General features: G+C 44.9%; 20 protein-coding genes and 1 pseudogene. 2 read left to right on the top strand and 19 right to left on the bottom strand.

Features of this window, described 5'->3' with window-relative positions; translation table 11 throughout:
- Positions 1-72: 72 nt before the first annotated feature.
- From MHB49_RS13055 to MHB49_RS13005, 11 genes are all read right to left on the bottom strand, one after another.
- Positions 73-780, bottom strand: a complete 708-nt coding sequence (locus MHB49_RS13055) for a metallophosphoesterase family protein (RefSeq protein ID WP_247902269.1) — start codon at positions 778-780, stop codon at positions 73-75.
- A 108-nt stretch (positions 781-888) separates the two neighbouring features.
- Positions 889-1,464, bottom strand: coding sequence for a GrpB family protein (locus MHB49_RS13050; RefSeq protein WP_405156373.1), 576 nt, complete (start codon positions 1,462-1,464; stop codon positions 889-891).
- Between the two features lie 230 nt (positions 1,465-1,694).
- Complete coding sequence (locus MHB49_RS13045; RefSeq protein WP_247902267.1) at positions 1,695-2,300, bottom strand: hypothetical protein; 606 nt, start codon at positions 2,298-2,300, stop codon at positions 1,695-1,697.
- A gap of 204 nt (positions 2,301-2,504) precedes the next feature.
- Positions 2,505-2,969, bottom strand: coding sequence for a VOC family protein (locus MHB49_RS13040; protein ID WP_247902266.1), 465 nt, complete (start codon positions 2,967-2,969; stop codon positions 2,505-2,507).
- Positions 2,970-3,198: 229 nt separating this feature from the next.
- On the bottom strand, positions 3,199-3,648 hold the full coding sequence (locus MHB49_RS13035; protein WP_405156372.1) for a hypothetical protein: 450 nt from the start codon (positions 3,646-3,648) through the stop codon (positions 3,199-3,201).
- Between the two features lie 237 nt (positions 3,649-3,885).
- Positions 3,886-4,983, bottom strand: coding sequence for a Gfo/Idh/MocA family protein (locus MHB49_RS13030; RefSeq protein ID WP_405156371.1), 1,098 nt, complete (start codon positions 4,981-4,983; stop codon positions 3,886-3,888).
- A 98-nt stretch (positions 4,984-5,081) separates the two neighbouring features.
- Entirely contained in the window at positions 5,082-6,254 is a 1,173-nt protein-coding gene (locus tag MHB49_RS13025) for a Gfo/Idh/MocA family protein (RefSeq protein WP_405156370.1), read from the bottom strand.
- Positions 6,251-7,165, bottom strand: coding sequence for a sugar phosphate isomerase/epimerase family protein (locus MHB49_RS13020; protein WP_405156369.1), 915 nt, complete (start codon positions 7,163-7,165; stop codon positions 6,251-6,253). The genes MHB49_RS13025 and MHB49_RS13020 overlap by 4 nt, the downstream gene beginning before the upstream one ends.
- 231 nt (positions 7,166-7,396) lie before the next feature.
- Entirely contained in the window at positions 7,397-7,894 is a 498-nt protein-coding gene (locus MHB49_RS13015; RefSeq protein WP_405156368.1) for a metallophosphoesterase family protein, read from the bottom strand.
- Positions 7,895-7,930: 36 nt separating this feature from the next.
- Positions 7,931-8,365, bottom strand: a complete 435-nt coding sequence (locus tag MHB49_RS13010; RefSeq protein ID WP_405156367.1) for an Rrf2 family transcriptional regulator — start codon at positions 8,363-8,365, stop codon at positions 7,931-7,933.
- Positions 8,366-8,427: 62 nt separating this feature from the next.
- Positions 8,428-8,805, bottom strand: coding sequence for a DivIVA domain-containing protein (locus MHB49_RS13005; RefSeq protein WP_247902259.1), 378 nt, complete (start codon positions 8,803-8,805; stop codon positions 8,428-8,430).
- Positions 8,806-9,009: 204 nt separating this feature from the next.
- On the opposite strand from MHB49_RS13005, the gene MHB49_RS13000 reads away from it, so the two are divergent.
- Positions 9,010-9,576, top strand: coding sequence for a TraR/DksA C4-type zinc finger protein (locus tag MHB49_RS13000; RefSeq protein WP_405156366.1), 567 nt, complete (start codon positions 9,010-9,012; stop codon positions 9,574-9,576).
- A 157-nt stretch (positions 9,577-9,733) separates the two neighbouring features.
- Here the strand turns inward: MHB49_RS13000 and MHB49_RS12995 are convergent, their stop codons facing one another.
- The 7 genes and pseudogenes from MHB49_RS12995 to MHB49_RS12965 all read right to left on the bottom strand — a co-directional run bounded on the left by MHB49_RS12995 (position 9,734) and on the right by MHB49_RS12965 (position 15,908).
- On the bottom strand, positions 9,734-10,417 hold the full coding sequence (locus MHB49_RS12995) for an ArsR/SmtB family transcription factor (protein ID WP_405156365.1): 684 nt from the start codon (positions 10,415-10,417) through the stop codon (positions 9,734-9,736).
- A gap of 110 nt (positions 10,418-10,527) precedes the next feature.
- A complete protein-coding gene (locus MHB49_RS12990) occupies positions 10,528-11,814 on the bottom strand; it encodes an MFS transporter (protein WP_405156364.1) in 1,287 nt (428 codons plus the stop codon).
- A gap of 225 nt (positions 11,815-12,039) precedes the next feature.
- Positions 12,040-12,315 (bottom strand): barstar family protein, encoded by a 276-nt coding sequence (locus MHB49_RS12985; RefSeq protein ID WP_405156363.1) that lies wholly within the window; start codon positions 12,313-12,315, stop codon positions 12,040-12,042.
- Between the two features lie 17 nt (positions 12,316-12,332).
- Positions 12,333-12,662 (bottom strand): annotated as a pseudogene (locus MHB49_RS12980) (ribonuclease); the annotation flags it as partial.
- 396 nt (positions 12,663-13,058) lie between these two features.
- Positions 13,059-14,066, bottom strand: a complete 1,008-nt coding sequence (locus tag MHB49_RS12975) for a Gfo/Idh/MocA family protein (protein WP_405156362.1) — start codon at positions 14,064-14,066, stop codon at positions 13,059-13,061.
- A gap of 2 nt (positions 14,067-14,068) precedes the next feature.
- Positions 14,069-14,443, bottom strand: a complete 375-nt coding sequence (locus MHB49_RS12970) for a helix-turn-helix transcriptional regulator (protein WP_024630336.1) — start codon at positions 14,441-14,443, stop codon at positions 14,069-14,071.
- Positions 14,444-14,762: 319 nt separating this feature from the next.
- A complete protein-coding gene (locus tag MHB49_RS12965) occupies positions 14,763-15,908 on the bottom strand; it encodes an acyltransferase (protein WP_405156361.1) in 1,146 nt (381 codons plus the stop codon).
- 62 nt (positions 15,909-15,970) lie between these two features.
- On the opposite strand from MHB49_RS12965, the gene MHB49_RS12960 reads away from it, so the two are divergent.
- Positions 15,971-16,381, top strand: coding sequence for a YidH family protein (locus tag MHB49_RS12960; protein WP_405156360.1), 411 nt, complete (start codon positions 15,971-15,973; stop codon positions 16,379-16,381).
- A gap of 135 nt (positions 16,382-16,516) precedes the next feature.
- On the opposite strand, the gene MHB49_RS12955 is transcribed toward MHB49_RS12960, so the two are convergent.
- Entirely contained in the window at positions 16,517-17,119 is a 603-nt protein-coding gene (locus MHB49_RS12955) for a general stress protein (RefSeq protein ID WP_405156359.1), read from the bottom strand.
- Between the last annotated feature and the right edge of the window lie 156 nt (positions 17,120-17,275).

Here is a 17,275-nt window from a genome sequence, read left to right as displayed (position 1 = left end):
CTTGCCATTCCACTTCAGGCTCCAATGCGTGGATATAATGTTAGGTGATGTCCCCCGCGTCTTAAACTGAATTCAAGACTTCTTTATATGTTCAGTTATATACTTTCCATCTTGAAAAATTAGGCAGTTCAGCTGCATACCATATGCACATCCACCGTCTACACCTATTTTATCCTCACTAAACCAAATATCAGGTTGATTATGTATATCAATTGTTCTCGTATGTCCAAAAACGATCTTCTTCTTCAAGTCGAAACGTGATCTTATAAAGTCGTCCTTAATATACATAAAATCACGTTCAGGTTGTTTTCTCCAGTCTGCGTAGCTAGGGTTCAAACCAGCATGAACATATATGTGATGACTGTCCTCATAATTTAGAGGCAATTGTCCAAGAAAATCCGTATGATGCTGATAGTTAGTTCGAATTAATTCAATTCCTTGTTGCAATTGTTCTTCCGTGATCTCAGAGTTCGTATCACAATAACTTTGAATTGTCTGTATTCCTCCATGTTCGAGAAACTTGATTCTAACTTCCCTGCTCTGACTATTAACTAGATCATAAAGTCGTTGATCGTGATTTCCTCGTAATGCTATTACTTTATGATTACTCACTAGATCGATTACTCTATCAACTACTGACTTGCTGTCGGGACCTCTATCTACATAATCACCAAGCAAAATGAGTTGATCAACAACTGAATTATAATCGATCTCTAACAGTAACTGATTGAATTCCTTGATACATCCATGTATATCACTGATCACTATTGTTCTCTTCATTGAATCTCCTTTTATTTAAATGTCTTTTGGGGGATTTCACCTAACCTGCTTCAATGAAAATTCCTCAAGCAGACCGAGCGACGACAGTCGCGAAGTTGGAACACTTTGTTATCGGATGTCTTCGTCTTCTGAAATACTCCACAAAACATCTTTGTACTCATTCATTATCCTCGTAACAAATTCTGTCTTTCCTTCAGTATAGGCTTTGCGATTGTTTCTGAATTCACTTGAAAGTTGGATCTTCAAATTTGTGTACTCAGATACCAATAAAGGATACTTTCTTAATATATCTCGAAACATTCTATGTCTTTTTAGTTCGTCACTTTCTCTATTGCATACGTATAGATGATGTTCGTGCTTCACATAGCCTTCGCTACTGTAAGGTACATAAACATCCTTTCTTGCAAATGCCTCTCTGTTCTTAATTCCTAAATCACCTTCGTGTACATATCCCAATTCGTCTAACTTCTTGATTACCCCTGGTAGGTACACCATAGATTCAATTACTACATCAATATCAATGATTGGTTTGGCCGCAAGATTCGGTACCGATGTACTTCCAACGTGCTCAATTCGTAATGCTAGACCACTAAGTTTATTTGATAAAATTGATTCTATTATATTGAATGCTTTTGCCCATTCTTTATTGTATTCTTCAATAATTACTGGTTTTTGATTCTTCATCGCAATCCCCCTTGAGTTTATTTGATTTATATTCCCGAAGTTTCGCCTAACGTTGTTGTATTCACGACGTCCCCCCACCAAGCTCGAAGGGCGGCCGCGATGCGGTTAGGTGGTGCGTAGGTCTCCGACTGATTTCGCTTCTCTGCCAATTGCTTCTTACGGATCGAGGAGCCGATAGGCTCCGATGCGGATATAATGTTAGCTGAAGTTCCTGACTTCCTGGAATGCATTCAAGAATAATCGTCTTTTAAAAACCAATGAAACATTTTTTGTTTCATTCGATTCGCTATTTCTTCATCTCTCATTTTGATCCATTTGTATAATGGTTCTTCTATAAATCCTAATAAGTCCTTTTTGCATTTCTCTAGTCCTTCTAATAGTTCTTTATAGGTAAACCTAATACTTGATAATTCTTCCTTTTGTTTGTCTGGACAATCCGACCATACTAAGACATAATCTTCATAATATTTAATTCCAGGTGAAGGGTCATGCCCTAGCCATGGACTTTGTTTGGCATTAATAGAATTAGTAATAGTTTGAAATTCCTCAAGCCCACAACAACAGCTAGGCATAATATACGTTTCTTCATCCTGCATAAAAGTAACCCCGCCTAATATTGCTACTTCATCTTCTTCAAATAGTTCTTTAAAAGATTCTTCAAAAGACTTCGCTGCATCAATGCTGTTGTAGCCAAATAAATGCAGTAAAAACAATTCAACTTCAGCTGTACTACTATTTGAGGATAAAAAAGTGAACTCCTTTCGAGTCACCTCATTCTCAATCCATACAGGTTTATCATAGTAAGGTTCTCGAATTACAGGTTTTATATAAGGCATCTTGATATTCACCTACTTGAGTTCTTTATATCAATTTTAGGAATTTCATCTAACATTCCTGTATTCATGAACCCCAAAGGGGTTGTCTGCTGAAATGCCTCTCTGAATTTCTTCTTGCAGACCAAGGCCCATCGGAGCCGCAGCATGAATATTATGTTATCTGACGCCGGCACTTCATTTGAAATATCCCAATAAATAAGTTCTTTAATTCGTCTCTTTCAAAAGCTCTTCCCATTCTTCTATTGATAATTTATTTGATATATTTTTTAAGTTTTCAGGGACGCTTACAAAACACATTAATTCTAAACTATTTCCATCTGGATCATCGAAGTAAACTGAAGCGTTTCCCTGATTGGGTCTGACGAATGGATGGATTGAATCTCTTTTTCCAAATGGAACGGGATCTATCTCAATCGTTTGAAGCCATTTTATACTGTTTCTAAGATCTTCATAACTAACTCGAAATGCTAGATGTCTTAACGACGGATGGTAAGAAATTTTATGCTCTTCGCCTTCCCAAAGACCCACCCAACTCTTTTCTTTTTCAATCCAGAAGAAAGCTGTATCTTCATCTCTCCAGGCCAACTCTAATCCTAATTTCGAATAAAACTCAATTGATTGCCTTAAGTTGCTCACTGGTAAATGTGCTTCATACAATCCAAGTATCATGTTTTTCTCCTCTCTATCTTGCCGGTTTCAGATAACGTTTCCGTGTTCACGACGTCCCACCACCTTAAGGACCTTTAGGTCACGGCCGCGATGCGGTTAGGTGGTGGGGATGTGTCCACCTGAATCCTCTTCTTGGGAATCTCCTCGGGTGGACCGAGGGCCAAATGGCCCGAAGCGTGAACATAATGTTATCTGAGACCGATGCCTTCTTGAGATACATTCAATAATCTTATTTAGTTCGTTGAACTTCCTTAATAATTGGTTCAGAAACTGATACAACATCCACGATATGGTTAAGACATGCGATGCCATAATGCTTAAATGGACCTGGGTAATCCTCAGAAGCAAATGTTCCTACTTTAATAAAGTCTAAGTATCTAGATTTACTATAAATCCTAAAGATCTTACCCTCAAATTCTTCATAATTATCCCATGAAGTGTAACTTTCATTTCGAATTGAATATCCAATGTACCATTCAAAATCCATTTGTAATAAAGGTAATGTTTCATCTACATCAATCGAATATGTATCTTTAATTTCAATTTTTCCAATTGTTATCGTTTCAGGAGGTTCACTAGTTCTACTTCGACTGAAGAGTAATCTAAGGGTGTTCTCCTCAGGTTCATATATTTGATCGAGATAAATATTCTTTAAATTGAACAAATCAGAATACTCCAAATGACTCACTTCCTTTATTATCTTTATCGCACTTGCATCGGTTTCACATAACAGCTAATTTATATACTTCGTAAACACCACACATTCAAGTCAATTTCTGAACTACTTTCATAATAAACCATATTGTTCCATTTGCGAAGGTACTACAACAAACAAAAGAGCAGCCCCTACACCGGGCTGCTCTCCTCTCACTTCATTCCTATTAAATAATATAAGTACTATTTTATACAAAACCCTTTACTTCGCACCACTGCTCCATACCACTCTCTCACTCATTGCCTTATGCTGCGCAATCAAGCAGAGTTCTGCCGCCTTAAACGCATGCTCCTGTGTCATCGCATTCTCTGTTCGATCGAGACAGTCTCGGATCAGTTCACCGAAGAACGGATAACCGACCTGTCCTTTGACGCTATATCGGTATTCCCCTTCATGGTTAACCAGGTACACCTGATCGCCTTCACGCTCTCTCGCCACGTCGATATACTTGCGCAGTTCAATGTAACCGTCTGTGCCCAAAATAACCGTTCGCCCATCGCCCCAGGTACCCAGACCATCCGGTGTAAACCAGTCTACCCGGAAGTAACCGGAAGCTCCGTTGTTGCCGATGAGTGACGCTTCGCCAAAGTCCTCTAGTTCCGGGAATTGTGGATGATTGAAGTTGTTCACCCGACTGAACGCCACTTCTGCATCCGTACAAGAGGCAAAGGTCAGAAACTGCTCGATCTGATGACTTCCAATATCACAGAGGATGCCGCCATACTTTTCATGCTGGAAGAACCACTCCGGCCGACCACCCGCATTCAATCGATGCGGTCCCGTCCCCATAACCTGTACAACCTTCCCGATGGCTCCCTGTTCGATCAGTTGTCCGGCATAAACCGCACTTTCCACATGCAGACGTTCACTGTAATAGACCATATACTTTTTCCCCGTACGTTTAACTTCTTCACGTGCAAGAGATAGTTGATCCAGTGTGGTAAAGGGGGCTTTGTCCGTAAAATAATCCTTTCCTGCGGCCATGACTCTCATGCCGAGTGGCGCACGTTCCGACGGTATGGCTGCTCCGGCTACGAGCTGCACTTCATCGTCGCCAAGCACTTCTGCCTCAGATGCCGCGATCTGTGCCTGAGGGAACTGTTTCCGAAAAGCCTCGACCTTAGCCGGGTCGGGATCGTATACCCATTTGAGTGTTGCTCCGGCCTCCACCAGCCCGCCAACCATACCATAGATGTGCCCGTGATCCAGTGCAACCGCCCCAATGACAAATTCCCCCGGGCCGCATACAACCTCTTTTTTCACACTCTTTGGAGCATAGAACATTCCGTCTTTTGCCATGTCTTATATCAATCCTTCCCTTATGGGCATTTGAATTCGTACCTTATATAATTACGTATTGAAAATGAGTCTCTGGATTCTGGATTTGTCCAAATGCATTACTTAAATGTCTGTGACAGATCGGCAGGCTGACTGCTGCTTCCTGCCTTGTCTTTCTTTGTATTTGAACTGGCAATCCGCTGCTGCAAATGCTCATAGAATAAATCCTCGTCGATCGGCAGATCCACCCAGTTATCCGTCCAGGTTGACAGCAGCATGGCATTGGACAATGTTAATCCATGGATACCCTCTTCACCAGGAGCAATGAGCGGGGTCCCGTTCAAGATGGCATCGATCCAGTTGCGAATCAGCCCAGGATGTCCGGTTTCCACACCGGTAATTGGCACCTCGCATTTCCAGCATTCCGGCTGTCCAAAACCTCCGGTAAATCTCTGATTGAATTCAGGCTCGGGTTCACGAAGACGCCAGAAGGTCAGCTGACCATCTTCAATGACAATTTTGCCGCGATTCCCATTGACTTCAAACCGGTTGGTGCCTGGTGCTTCACCCGTTGTGGTTACGAATACACCTGTTGCTCCGTTTTCATACTCAACATATGCCGTTACATCATCTTCCACTTCAATGTTCCGGTATTTGCCAAATGAACAGAAGGCACGCATACGCACCGGCATCATGCCGATGGTCCATTGCCACAGGTCCAGTTGGTGAGGGTCCTGGTTGATCAGGACACCACCTCCTTCACCAGCCCAGGTTGCACGCCAGCCGCCCGAATCATAATAACTCTGGGAGCGATACCAATTCGTAATAATCCAGTTGGTGCGCCGTACCTCACCCAGTTCCCCCGAGGCAATCAGATCCCTTAGCTTGATATATAAAGGGTTTGTTCGCTGGTTATACATCATGGAAAACACTTTGCCGCTGACAGCAGCCGCTTCATTCATCTTGCGTACCTGTTTGGTGTATACTCCGGCAGGTTTCTCGATCATGACATGCAAACCATACTGAAAAGCCTGAATGGCCTTTTCGGGATGATCATAATGCGGAGTTGCTATAATGACAGCATCAATCGTCCCTGATGACATCATCTGCTCCGCATCCTGCCAATAGGTGACTGAAGCCGGAAGGTTACTGGATACCCAGCTCCCCATTTCTCGTCTCACATCACACACAGCCACCAGTTCTGCACCCGGTACTTCTCCTGCTGCCAACGTTCTGGCATGGGCCGCACCCATATTCCCAATTCCAATGACGGCTACTCGAACCAAACTCATACCTGTACCTCCTCGTCAACTCGACGCTCAATTTCGGCAAACACATCTGCAAAATGCTGTAACATTGCCTTCGATTCCAAAACTCCGCTAAAATCCTCAATGCCATAATACCCGTCATATCCAACGGATTTCAGGTCCCGGAACACTTGCAACCAGTTCACCACCCCTTCAGTCAAGGGGGCCCACTGGCAATGCCAGGCTGAAGCTATCGAGATTTTGGTAATCCGTTCATTCACACCGGAAATTGAATTCACGCTCGATGTATCATTGAACCAAGCCGCATTCTTCACATGTACATGTGCCAGATAAGGTCCCAGTAATTCCAGTCCCATACGGTGGTTCTCATATCCTTCATGCACCATGTTTCCCGGATCGTACAATACGCCTACATGCTGTGAATCCAGCGATTGCACCAGCCGATAGGCCAGTGATGCCGTGGGGGCAATCGTTTGATGATGGGTTTCCACTACGGCTTTTACCTTATACTGTTGGGCCATCTCTTGAACTTCACTCAGATAATGCACAGCTTGTTTGTACAATTCAGGATAGCTGGTTTTGCGATCATAGCCGGGAACCCCAACACGCATCATGGATGCTCCCAAGGCTTGAGCGGCTTGAAATGCCTGCTCTGTAGCAAGCAAATCCCCACAGCTCAGATACGGCACCAATGCAATCGATTGTCTGTCATGCTTTTTTGCCGCTTCACGAAATGCAGGCACCTGTTCCTCCCATTGGTCTGGATCTATCGAGCAGCGATTATGTCTCCAATACGAAGGTTCTTCGGACATAGCATCGGCCGGTATTCCGCGATACCTCCATTCAATCCCTTCGATTCCGGCTGCGGCCGCAGCCGAGGCCAATTCATCTGCCGTCAAGTCCGGTGTGGCTACAGTGAATACAGATAACTTCATCAACATTCATCCCCTTATGTAAACGTATTCAATTTATGGTTGTAAACGCATTGTATCACTCATACGCATGCCTCCATAGAGGTCAATGAGAAGAGATGAATGACAGATAAACAGCAGACCATATTCCCCATTCAGAGATAACTTGCAGGTTCTCTTTTGAACAAACACATAGCAAAAAGCACCCCGAATAACAGAAGATGCTTCTGATTCGAGATGCCCTGGTTTTAACTTTTATTTTTCATCAAAAAAGACATGTTCCGCCTGCAATTTACCCAACCCTGTCGTCAGGATACCAAAAGAATACTGGGGCTGACGCCGCCGATCCGTAGGAGAACCCGGATTAAATATCAACACATCATTGACCGTATGCATCACTGGAATGTGTGAGTGTCCATAAATGACGGCATCCACCTGCTGTCCTGCAAATGTGTGGATCGCATTCTGCTCGGTCGATTTCGATCCCAGATGACCATGCACAAGACCAAGACGCAAACCGTCTGCTTCAACGATGCGGGAGAACCCGAGTTTTTGACCTATTTCAGGCGGGTCCGTATTACCTGCAACACCTTCAACCGGCGCATATGCGCTAAGCAGCTTGTATACATCCCAGTCCGACCAGTCACCCGCATGGAGAATCAGATCGGCATCTGATAGCGCCTCAATCAGGGGATCGGGTAACTTACGTGCTCTTCGAGGTAAATGAGTGTCCGAAATGACAATAATTTTCATAGTACAGCACACCTTCCCTTTCCCTTATATTACGCTTTATTCGGCATGTGATGGAATAACATCAATTTGAGAACAGGAACGCTCCATATCTTCAAGCGTAATGGATGCGAAGAACTGTTCCACCTTTGATTCGGCAACCTGGTACAGGTTGGTCAGAAGGCTATCTATACGAAGGCCAACGTCACAATTCGGATTGCAGTTACCGTGAATCGGAAACAATGGTCCTTCATCCTTGGCAGCCTGATAGATCATGGCTAATGTGATTTCGCTTGAAGGCTTGGCGAGATAGAATCCTCTGGTTCCCGGTGAAGAGTCCACAAGGCCTGCCTTTTTCAACCCGCCCAAAATTCGTCTGACAACAACAGGGTTGGTATTCACGCTACCTGCAATCAGTGCCGAAGTGATTCGTTCAGGCGCGCTGAAAGACAATAACAACAAACAATGCACACTGACCGAAAAATGAGTACTCATGATTAACCACCTTTTAGTTGAGCATTAAAATGCTGATTTTATATCATCCCGGATGTGCAAGCTTACTCGGAGAACAGATCATGTTCAGGGCGTGCCCGAATTTTTAATTGCCGAACGCTGTACTCCAGTTGTTTCACAATGTCATCCAGTTGTTTGCGATCAATCTTCGTTGGATCATCCACCGGTTTCGCCGATGACTTCAGATCCCGAATCGTTAACTGCTGTTCTTGCCACTTGTCCATCAGATCCGCTATATTGGCATAGAAACGTTCGTAATCTTTAATAACCAAATCCAGATAGGCGTCCACCTCATCGGGATCATAACCACGAAGTTTATAGTTGAATTGTTTTTCATGAATCGATAAAGCGTCGAGCTGCACGCCCAATTGTTTGAACAACTGTCTTTGTTTGTCCAATCTTCGTTTCATATGCTCATCCATATTGACAACCTCCATTATCAAACGCGCCGCGGTATGCACCAGAAGATCTTCAATACCGCCGCATTTTCTCTCTCTATTTTTTATAACACATTATCCGTCAGATATAAAATCGAACGACCCTCTTTCCACACGAAACTGATTGCTTCTTATGAAATTCGGGTAAGGACTGACTACAACCCCATTTCGGGAAAGGAGCATGTCCCTATGAGCACATTAACCAAAGATCAACTTCAAGAGCTGAAAAAAGCTCTTTTGGAACAACGTGAAAACCTACAGCGCCATTTTGAATCCAGCATGGAAGACGGTGCTCCAGCCGAGTCCCTGAAAGATTCAACAGGCGAACTGTCATCATATGATAATCACCCGGCAGATGCCGGTACGGAGACGTTTGAGCGAAGCCGTGACTTGGCGATCGATGATACGTTAACCGACGAGTTCAATCAGGTGAATGAAGCATTGGAGCGAATCGAACAAGGAACATATGGCTCCTGTGTGATCTGTGGTAAGGATATTCCCTTCGAACGACTCGAAGCGATCCCTTACACAGCCTACTGTATCGATGATACGCCAAATCGTGAGTTAAGCAACGAACGGCCTGTCGAAGAGGAAGTCATGACGATGCCGCCAAGCGGCGCCGGAGAAGTTAGGCAGCGCAATGCTGGCAAGTTCGATAACGCTGACGCCTGGGAAGCCGTTGAGGAATATGGCACATCGAACTCCCCCGCAACCGCAGCCAAACGTGACGTGAAAGATTATGATGAAAACATGTAGTTTATGAACGAATTAAAGTTGTTTTGCAGAGATAGGTACATGTCATCCATCATGCTAATCACGCATGAAAAAGCCGCCAATGGCGGCTTTTTTTCTTGGTAGAGCATATCATCTTTACACAGACGAAGCTTCAATAAAGCCGATGCAAATGCTCCGCTTACTCTTCCGCCTGATTACCAGACGAGGATTCCTTCTGCTTTTTAGCAGGTGTTGACGTTTTTGCAACGGACTTGCCTTTATCAGGTGAAGCCTTCTTTTTCGATTTCCCAGCGGTTTCCGAAACGGGTTTATTCACTGTATCTTTGGATAAGGAACTGAATAAATGAAAGGCCTCTTGGTCCGCATTATGCCTGTCTTTCGTTAAATAGGGTTCACAAATCTTCGTAATGTTGTTGTACAGCTGCTCTACTTCTTCCCGGCTGGCGTACAACGTCATATCCGAGATGAACATACGATCCCCGTTTTCTGCCTGATTCATAAATCGCCGACGGCTCTGCTCATACATTTCGTTTAACAATTTGAACGTTTCGGAACGAAATACCTCCTTCAAAGGTGAGTTTTCTTCATCTTCGTTACGGAGCTGGATTTCACCCTTGAAAGGCTCATAATATTTCGCGATGATTCCATTAATTTCACGAGTGGATACGATGGTGAGCAGACCAATTTTCTCCAGTTTTTTCACATGATAATGTACCTTGGCTGGTACTTCGCCCATCTGATCGGCGATCTCTTTAACCGTAGAGGGTCTGCCCTGTTTATTAAACATATTCATAATCTGTATCCGATACGGATCGGAGTAGACCTTGATTTCTTCAATCGTTGAAAGTACTTTGCGCTGCATACCTGTATCCTCATTTCCGGGGTACCTGTTGCCCATCATGTGTATATTATACCGTCCGAACAGGGCTTCGGTCAAAACAGGCTGAGGATAATAATCTTAAGGAAGCCTTATTATAAAACGGTGCGGAAAGTCTTGCTCAGAAGCACCAGAGCGGCTGACATGGCAAGCAAAACACCAAACACGATAAACAGAACCGGCAATGCCACCCAATCGGCAAGGGCTCCTGAAACCAAGCTGCCTAATGGAGCAACACTCACGACGAGCATACTTTGAAGGGCATACACTCTGCCAAGCATCTCGGAAGGCGTAACTTCCATCAGATAGGATGCAAGGGGTGTTGTAGCGAGTGGAATCCCCATACCCATCATCAGACAAAAGACAGCAGCAACAGGCAGCTGGTAGGACGTCATGTAAGCCGGGAGTGCAGTCATGGCATAACTGAGCCCCAACATGACAATCCCTACGATGACCAGCACACTTTTACGATAATTCGATCCTCTGTGAGAAAGCCACAAGCCGCTCAGTACCATGCCTCCCACAATCAGTCCACTGAGTAGACTTAATCCTCCCGCTCCCGCGTGCAGCGTTTCAATGACATATGGCGTGCGAAGGACATTGAATGGCATCAGACAAAAGTTAACAAAGGCAAACAGAATCGAGACGATCAGTAACAACACATGTTTACGCATAAAATGAAAGGCTTCTGTCATCTCAGAGAATATACTTTTTCTTGCTGGAGAAGAATCAGATAAATCGAATGGTTTATTTTCATTGTTAGATGATTTCGGAGTTTTCGGGTACCCTACACGGCTCATCAAGAGTGCACTTAAGGCAAACAAGCCCGCATCGATCAATATCGTCCACGTGATCCCTGCCATTGCAATTAACGTGCCCGCCACTGCGAGCCCTGCGAGTTCTGCGACCCGGGTTGCAGACGAGGACATGGCGTTGCCGGACAGCAGCATCGATTTGGGAAGCAATCGCGGTACACTGGATACCTCTGCAGGTGACGCGAAACATTCCAGAAGGGAATTCAGAATGGTGATGACAAACAGATGCCACACTTGCAGCTCACCCAGACCAAACAAAAGTGCTGTACTGCCAACAAATAAACCTCGGCCAGTATTCGTCAGTATAATCACCTTTTTGGGCGACATGCGATCCACCAGCGCGCCGACAAACAGCCCCAGAAAGATACTCGGCAAAAAGTTAACAGCCAGCAGTGTTCCCATCAGCAACTTTGAACCTGTCAGAATGTACACCATCCAGATATAAGCAATGGAATCAATCGAATCGCCAAATCTGGATACAATCTTGCTCACCATAAACTGCACATACGGCCTAATCCGAATTAATTCCCCGATCCCTTGCTTTGGTGCCACTGTACCTTCACTCATGATTATACTCCGCCCTTCAACGTGAAAATAATTTTAATGTTAATTTTATTTTAACGTATGATATGCGAAAATCAACCCTTTCGTGAAAATATTTTTATCGTTGGGTTTAGGCCCTTCTTTTTTAGTTTTTTTAACCGACTATCTCCACAAGACACAAAAAAACAGACCTAAGGGTCTGTTTCACTTTGCACCAAAAATTTGCTGCTATGTTTCGTAGTTCATGTACTAGTCCTCAGTCTTAAATTGAAATCCAATACTCTCTTCTTCCGCTTCCAGCATCAACTGGTATACCTTCTCTGCCTCACTACCCAGCCGTTCCTTGCTGATCTGGTAGTTCGTCCAGGTTAATTCAAGCGGCAGCTCAATCATGCCTGTAAGGCAGTCCCACAAGGCGTCCAGATTTGCACCGTAAAAGTCTGGCAGTTCAAGCTTTTGCTTCAATAGTTCATTCAGTTCTGTTGTGCTAGAAAAGTCCTCACCGTTAAGTACTACCCTCTTCATGTCTGTCCTGTCCTTCCTTATTTCAAGCGAGTAAAGGATGCATAGTGGTCAGTCGTTTTGTAAATCAAGCCGTCATTAGAGTACAGGATACGGTCAGAATTACGGAAACCGGAAGTGTAGTTGATATCTGCTTCACGCCATGTGCGCCCACTCGCTGCCGGAAGCAAGCCTTCCCGGTTGCTAAATACGTCTCCACCGATACTTTTGCCCGGAGCAACCGTAGCGAGGTTGCCCTGCGAGGATACCCAGCCGAGTGCCGTTGCCTGTGCTTTGGTAATGTAGTTGCATGGCAGTTTACCATTGGCGCTCAGATAGTTGGCGACCCCTGTGAACGTGTTGATGATGGTACACGTTGCAGCTGAAGCCTTCTGCTGTCCAACCGGAGCAATCTGTGAACCTGTGAAGAAGATAATCGTTAACATAACCGCGAGCAAAGCTGTAGACATAAACTTTTTCATCGATCCAGCCTCCCAATGACTTCAAATGGATGAACGTTGCCACTATTTAAGTGAGGTGAGATGTGAAATCTAACAGGATGTACGTTCTGCTAGATTATAGTGAACAAGCCATCTATTTACTATTTATATCACATCATTTTGGAGGAAATATCAAATTCAAAGTTTATTTTTGTAAAAATATATAAATATAACATTTAAATACAACAAAAGACTCCCATCCCGGAGGAAGGAGTCTTACATTTCGCATTTCCTATCATTTATTATGCTAACAAGTTAGCTCTTACTTTAATCCACTAATTTTACCCGTTGACGGGTTCGTGCCGATTCCAGACAAGCATCAATGACACGCATATTCTGAATGGTATTTTGCGGACTGAACGGCAACACTTCGCCTTCAAGCACCGCGGCTGCAAATGTCTCTGCCTGCAAAACATAGGAGTTCGATACCGATACACGTTCTTCACGGCTGACGGAATCGGTATGTACAATAATCTGCGGCGGTATATCACTATTCTCCCAGCCGAACACCTTGGGCAGTTCAATTCGACCATCGGTACCGAGAATCTCCATCTCAGCTCGTCCAGAGGCCCACATGCCACAGTCAAAGGTTAACGCTACCGAATTCGGAAATTCCACAAGTCCTGAAGCCATCATATCGACACCATCATGCTCTTCCGAGAATAGAGCGTGTACTGTTACAGCTTCCGGCTCCTGTCCCAGATACATACGGGCTGCCGAGATCGGATATACGCCAAGATCAAATAATGATCCTCCGCCCATCTCTCTTTTGAATCTTACATTGTCTTTGTCATCAGCGGTATTACAGGTGAAATTGCCATGGATGGCTCTGACAGCACCAATCTCCCCACTGGCTATAATCTCCTGCACACGTCTGTGCTTCGGATGATACCGATACATGATTGCTTCTGCGAAAAGGACACCATGCTGTTCACATGCCTCAATCATTTCCGCCGCCTCGTTTGCATTCAGGGCAGCCGGTTTTTCACATAAAACATGCTTCCCAGCCTGTGCCGCCTTAATTGTCCACTCCTTGTGCATGTGGTTCGGCAGAGGAATATAGACAGCTTCAACATCCGGATCGGCAATGAGTTCATCATAGCTGCCATACGCTCTGGCAATGTCGAGTTCATTTGCAAGAGCTTCTGCCTTCTCCTTGCTGCGGCTGGCTATTGCCAGAACCTCACCACGTTCGGATTGTTGGATCGCCGGAATGACTGCATTTTTCGCGATTGTGGATGTACCAAGCACACCCCACTGTAAGTGTCTGTTCATGCTCATCTTCCTTTCGCTCCATAATTGTCCTCTTCTGCCTTGTGTAACATACCGAGACAACGATCGAGATCGGCTTTGACCTGTTTTTTATATAATTCTGCTTTCTCTGCCCCATCATCCGTGAAGTGATATAAAACGATTTCCTGAAAATCGACTTTGGGATCACTGCCCTTCAGCTTCTTCGTACGATAAAAGACACCCTGTTGAACCAATTCATGCAGCGCCCGGTAAATCTCGCTCTGGGGTGGTACATAACCGTAGGCTTTGAATTCCTGCTTCATGGCCTCCAGCATTTCATAGCCGTATCCCCTGTGCTGCTCAACCATCGTAATCAGATACAGCTTAATAAATGCCCGCTGCGCAATCATAAAAGCCACGTCATTCCCCTCCTGTCAGCTCTATATATCTAGTATTATAAAACCTACGTTCCCCTTTTTCCATCTTTATCCGTCTTTCTTCCTTTATTCCTTGGGCTTAGGGAAGCAAGAGAGAGAATGGATGGATAGGCAGGAACGTAAGGTAGAGCGAGAATTTGGGTTTTCTATTATGAATTTTTCATGTAATGAAATATTTAAATTTATTTCAAAAAGTGATCGTTATGGGATTGGCGTCACTTTTCTCAGGTTGCTGCTTCCATTTTATCGGCCTTCAATTCACTATTATTCTGAATTTTTCATATAATGATGTATTCACCTGTTAATCAGGTTTGGATTTCGGTACGGTTCCCACAATCCACTTGCCCCAGCTTACGCGGGAGATGAGCCATGTGAGTACACAGGATAGCGTAAGCGCAAGCAGCCAGGTGATGATCATGCGCACTACGGGGGTTAAACCCAATGCCACATAAAACTGTTCATCCGGAATGTAGCTGTAGCGCAACATCAGCATATGCATCAGGTAGCCCCCGTACGAAACTCCGCCAATCCACGCCAGCAATCGTGTTACTCTGATATTGTGGAGCTTGCCAGCCAGCTGGTACATCACCATGATGGAAGCAATGAGGAATAAGATCATATCCGGCCGGATGAGACTGACAGTATAGAACGTAATCTGTATACCCTCCGGCTTCTGGAACTCCTGCATTAACTTATATATAAACCGAAGACCCAGCACAATAAACACCGTCCAATATCCCCAGCGCAAACGTTGAATCCACTCATTCCAGCGTTGAACCGATAGCCCGGCTGCCGCACCAAGCACAAAATAAAAAAAGAAATACAGAAAATTTCGATCGGCATAGGTTGTAAAGGCATCGGTCAGCACCGGGACATTCAACCATTCCATGAACCTGGCGATATTTCGCAATTGATCCGCGAGCACAAGGTACACTGCACCGGAGATCAGAAGAGCTATTATGCGCCCCTTCGCCTCATACCGGTTATAGACATAACGGATTGCTCGCAAAAACACGGGAAATAACAGATAAAACTGAATAAGCATAATAATGTACCAAAAATGCGAGGTCGTTTTACCCGTGATTAATTTTAAACCAAGGTCAGGGATATCCTGCCAACCAAATCCGTTCCAGCCGCGAGGTGTCAGTGTGAAGTAGATCAGTGACCAGATCACATAAGGGACGATTACGTCCGTTAATCGCTTTTGCATGAAACGTCCATAATACAGCTTGTCTCCTGTATTATAGAAAAGCACCATGCCTGTGATAAAAATAAACAGGGGTACAGCAAATTTGGACAGCATCAGCAGGATGGCGAGTAATACGCCGTCTTCCAGTCCCGCTTCCGGGACCACGGAATAATGTGCTATGGAGTGCTGGAGGACGACCGCTGCAAAAGCAATCCCCCTCAGACTCTCAATTTCTGCAATTCGTTCTTTACGAGGCATAAACAGGCAGCCTCCTTTCTTGGTTTTGCCGTGAAAACGACGTACAATGAAGCCATATATTAATGAACGGGGGGATTCACATCTCAGATACAGACCAAAACATAACTACCATTGACTCCAAATATGTGCAGCAGCATCTGGCTAACGAGCGGACCTTTCTGGCCTGGGTTCGTACCGGTATTGCCATGGTTGGCATTGGCTTTCTCGCAGCCGGCTTCGGATTCAGTTCAACGGCCTATGATCGGATGGCCCATATCGCGGCAATTATCATTGGTATTACTTCTTTAATCAGCGGAATTCTGATTATCCTATGCTCTGCTTCCGCTTACCACCGAAAACGCAATCAGATTAATTCACAGACATTCCAGGCATCCACGAAATTGATTCGGTTCCTGACATTGATGCTGCTGGTGATTGGACTGGCTCTGGCCGTATTACTGTATGTATTGTTATTCCCTGCCTGGCAGGTTTAACACCTGCTCATCCGTTAATTCAGACATTGATATACAGGGGCAAAAGCCGGCTTCCTCTAAGGAAACCGGCTGCTGACCATCTGGTGGTTCACATATGTCATTCCAGTTGAAGAATCCTGTCTTTGGGGATACGAATTATAGAAAAGTATTGTTGCCAAATCGAGCGGCCTTATCCCGAGCTTCCAGTCTGCGCTCTTCCATATCGAGATCCGGGCGCTCAGCAGGTACATCTTCTCGATGGACATCAGTATGGTTCCGGTTCACATAACTGTTATTGCTAAACACTTCATACACATCCGAGTCCCGATCCGTAGAGTCCACGAGCAACAGGATTTTGCCACTCTGCACGTATTCCTCATACTGTCTGGCATCTTCCTCCGGAATGCCGAGACCGACGAGTCCGCCTACAAGTCCACCTGCTCCTGCGCCTACAGCGGCGCCTGTAAATGCTGCAGCAATGGGACCTGCGGCCAGAATAGGACCTATGCCCGGAATCGCCAATGCCCCAATGCCTGCGAGCAATCCGGCTACTCCACCGAGCACCCCACCTGTTGCCGCGCCAGCAGCTACACCTTCGGGTGCTTTGGTACCCGTCTCTTCGCGAATCGCCTTCAGTTCATCCCGATCCTGTGTGACTACCGAAATTTCGTCTGAAGTGAATCCTTGCGCTTTCAGTCCCTCGATTGCGGATGATGCCTCACGTTCTGTATTAAACACACCTACGATTTTCTTCTGCATAGTGAATCCCTCCTCATCTAATTGAGTGGTTCGCTATGTTATTACCCGCCTAGTTTTCTTTCAAACGTTTCCATCGAAGGAACCCTTTATGAGCCGATCACTTACTCGCCCTTCAAAGCGGTTTAGCCCAATTAACTTCAGACCGAAGTTTGAAGA

The organism is Paenibacillus sp. FSL K6-0108 (genome assembly GCF_045040695.1).
GTDB classification, from domain to species: domain Bacteria; phylum Bacillota; class Bacilli; order Paenibacillales; family Paenibacillaceae; genus Paenibacillus; species Paenibacillus pabuli_B.
The sequence above is the reverse complement of the archived record's forward strand: the minus strand, read 5'-3'. Positions and strand labels throughout refer to the sequence as shown.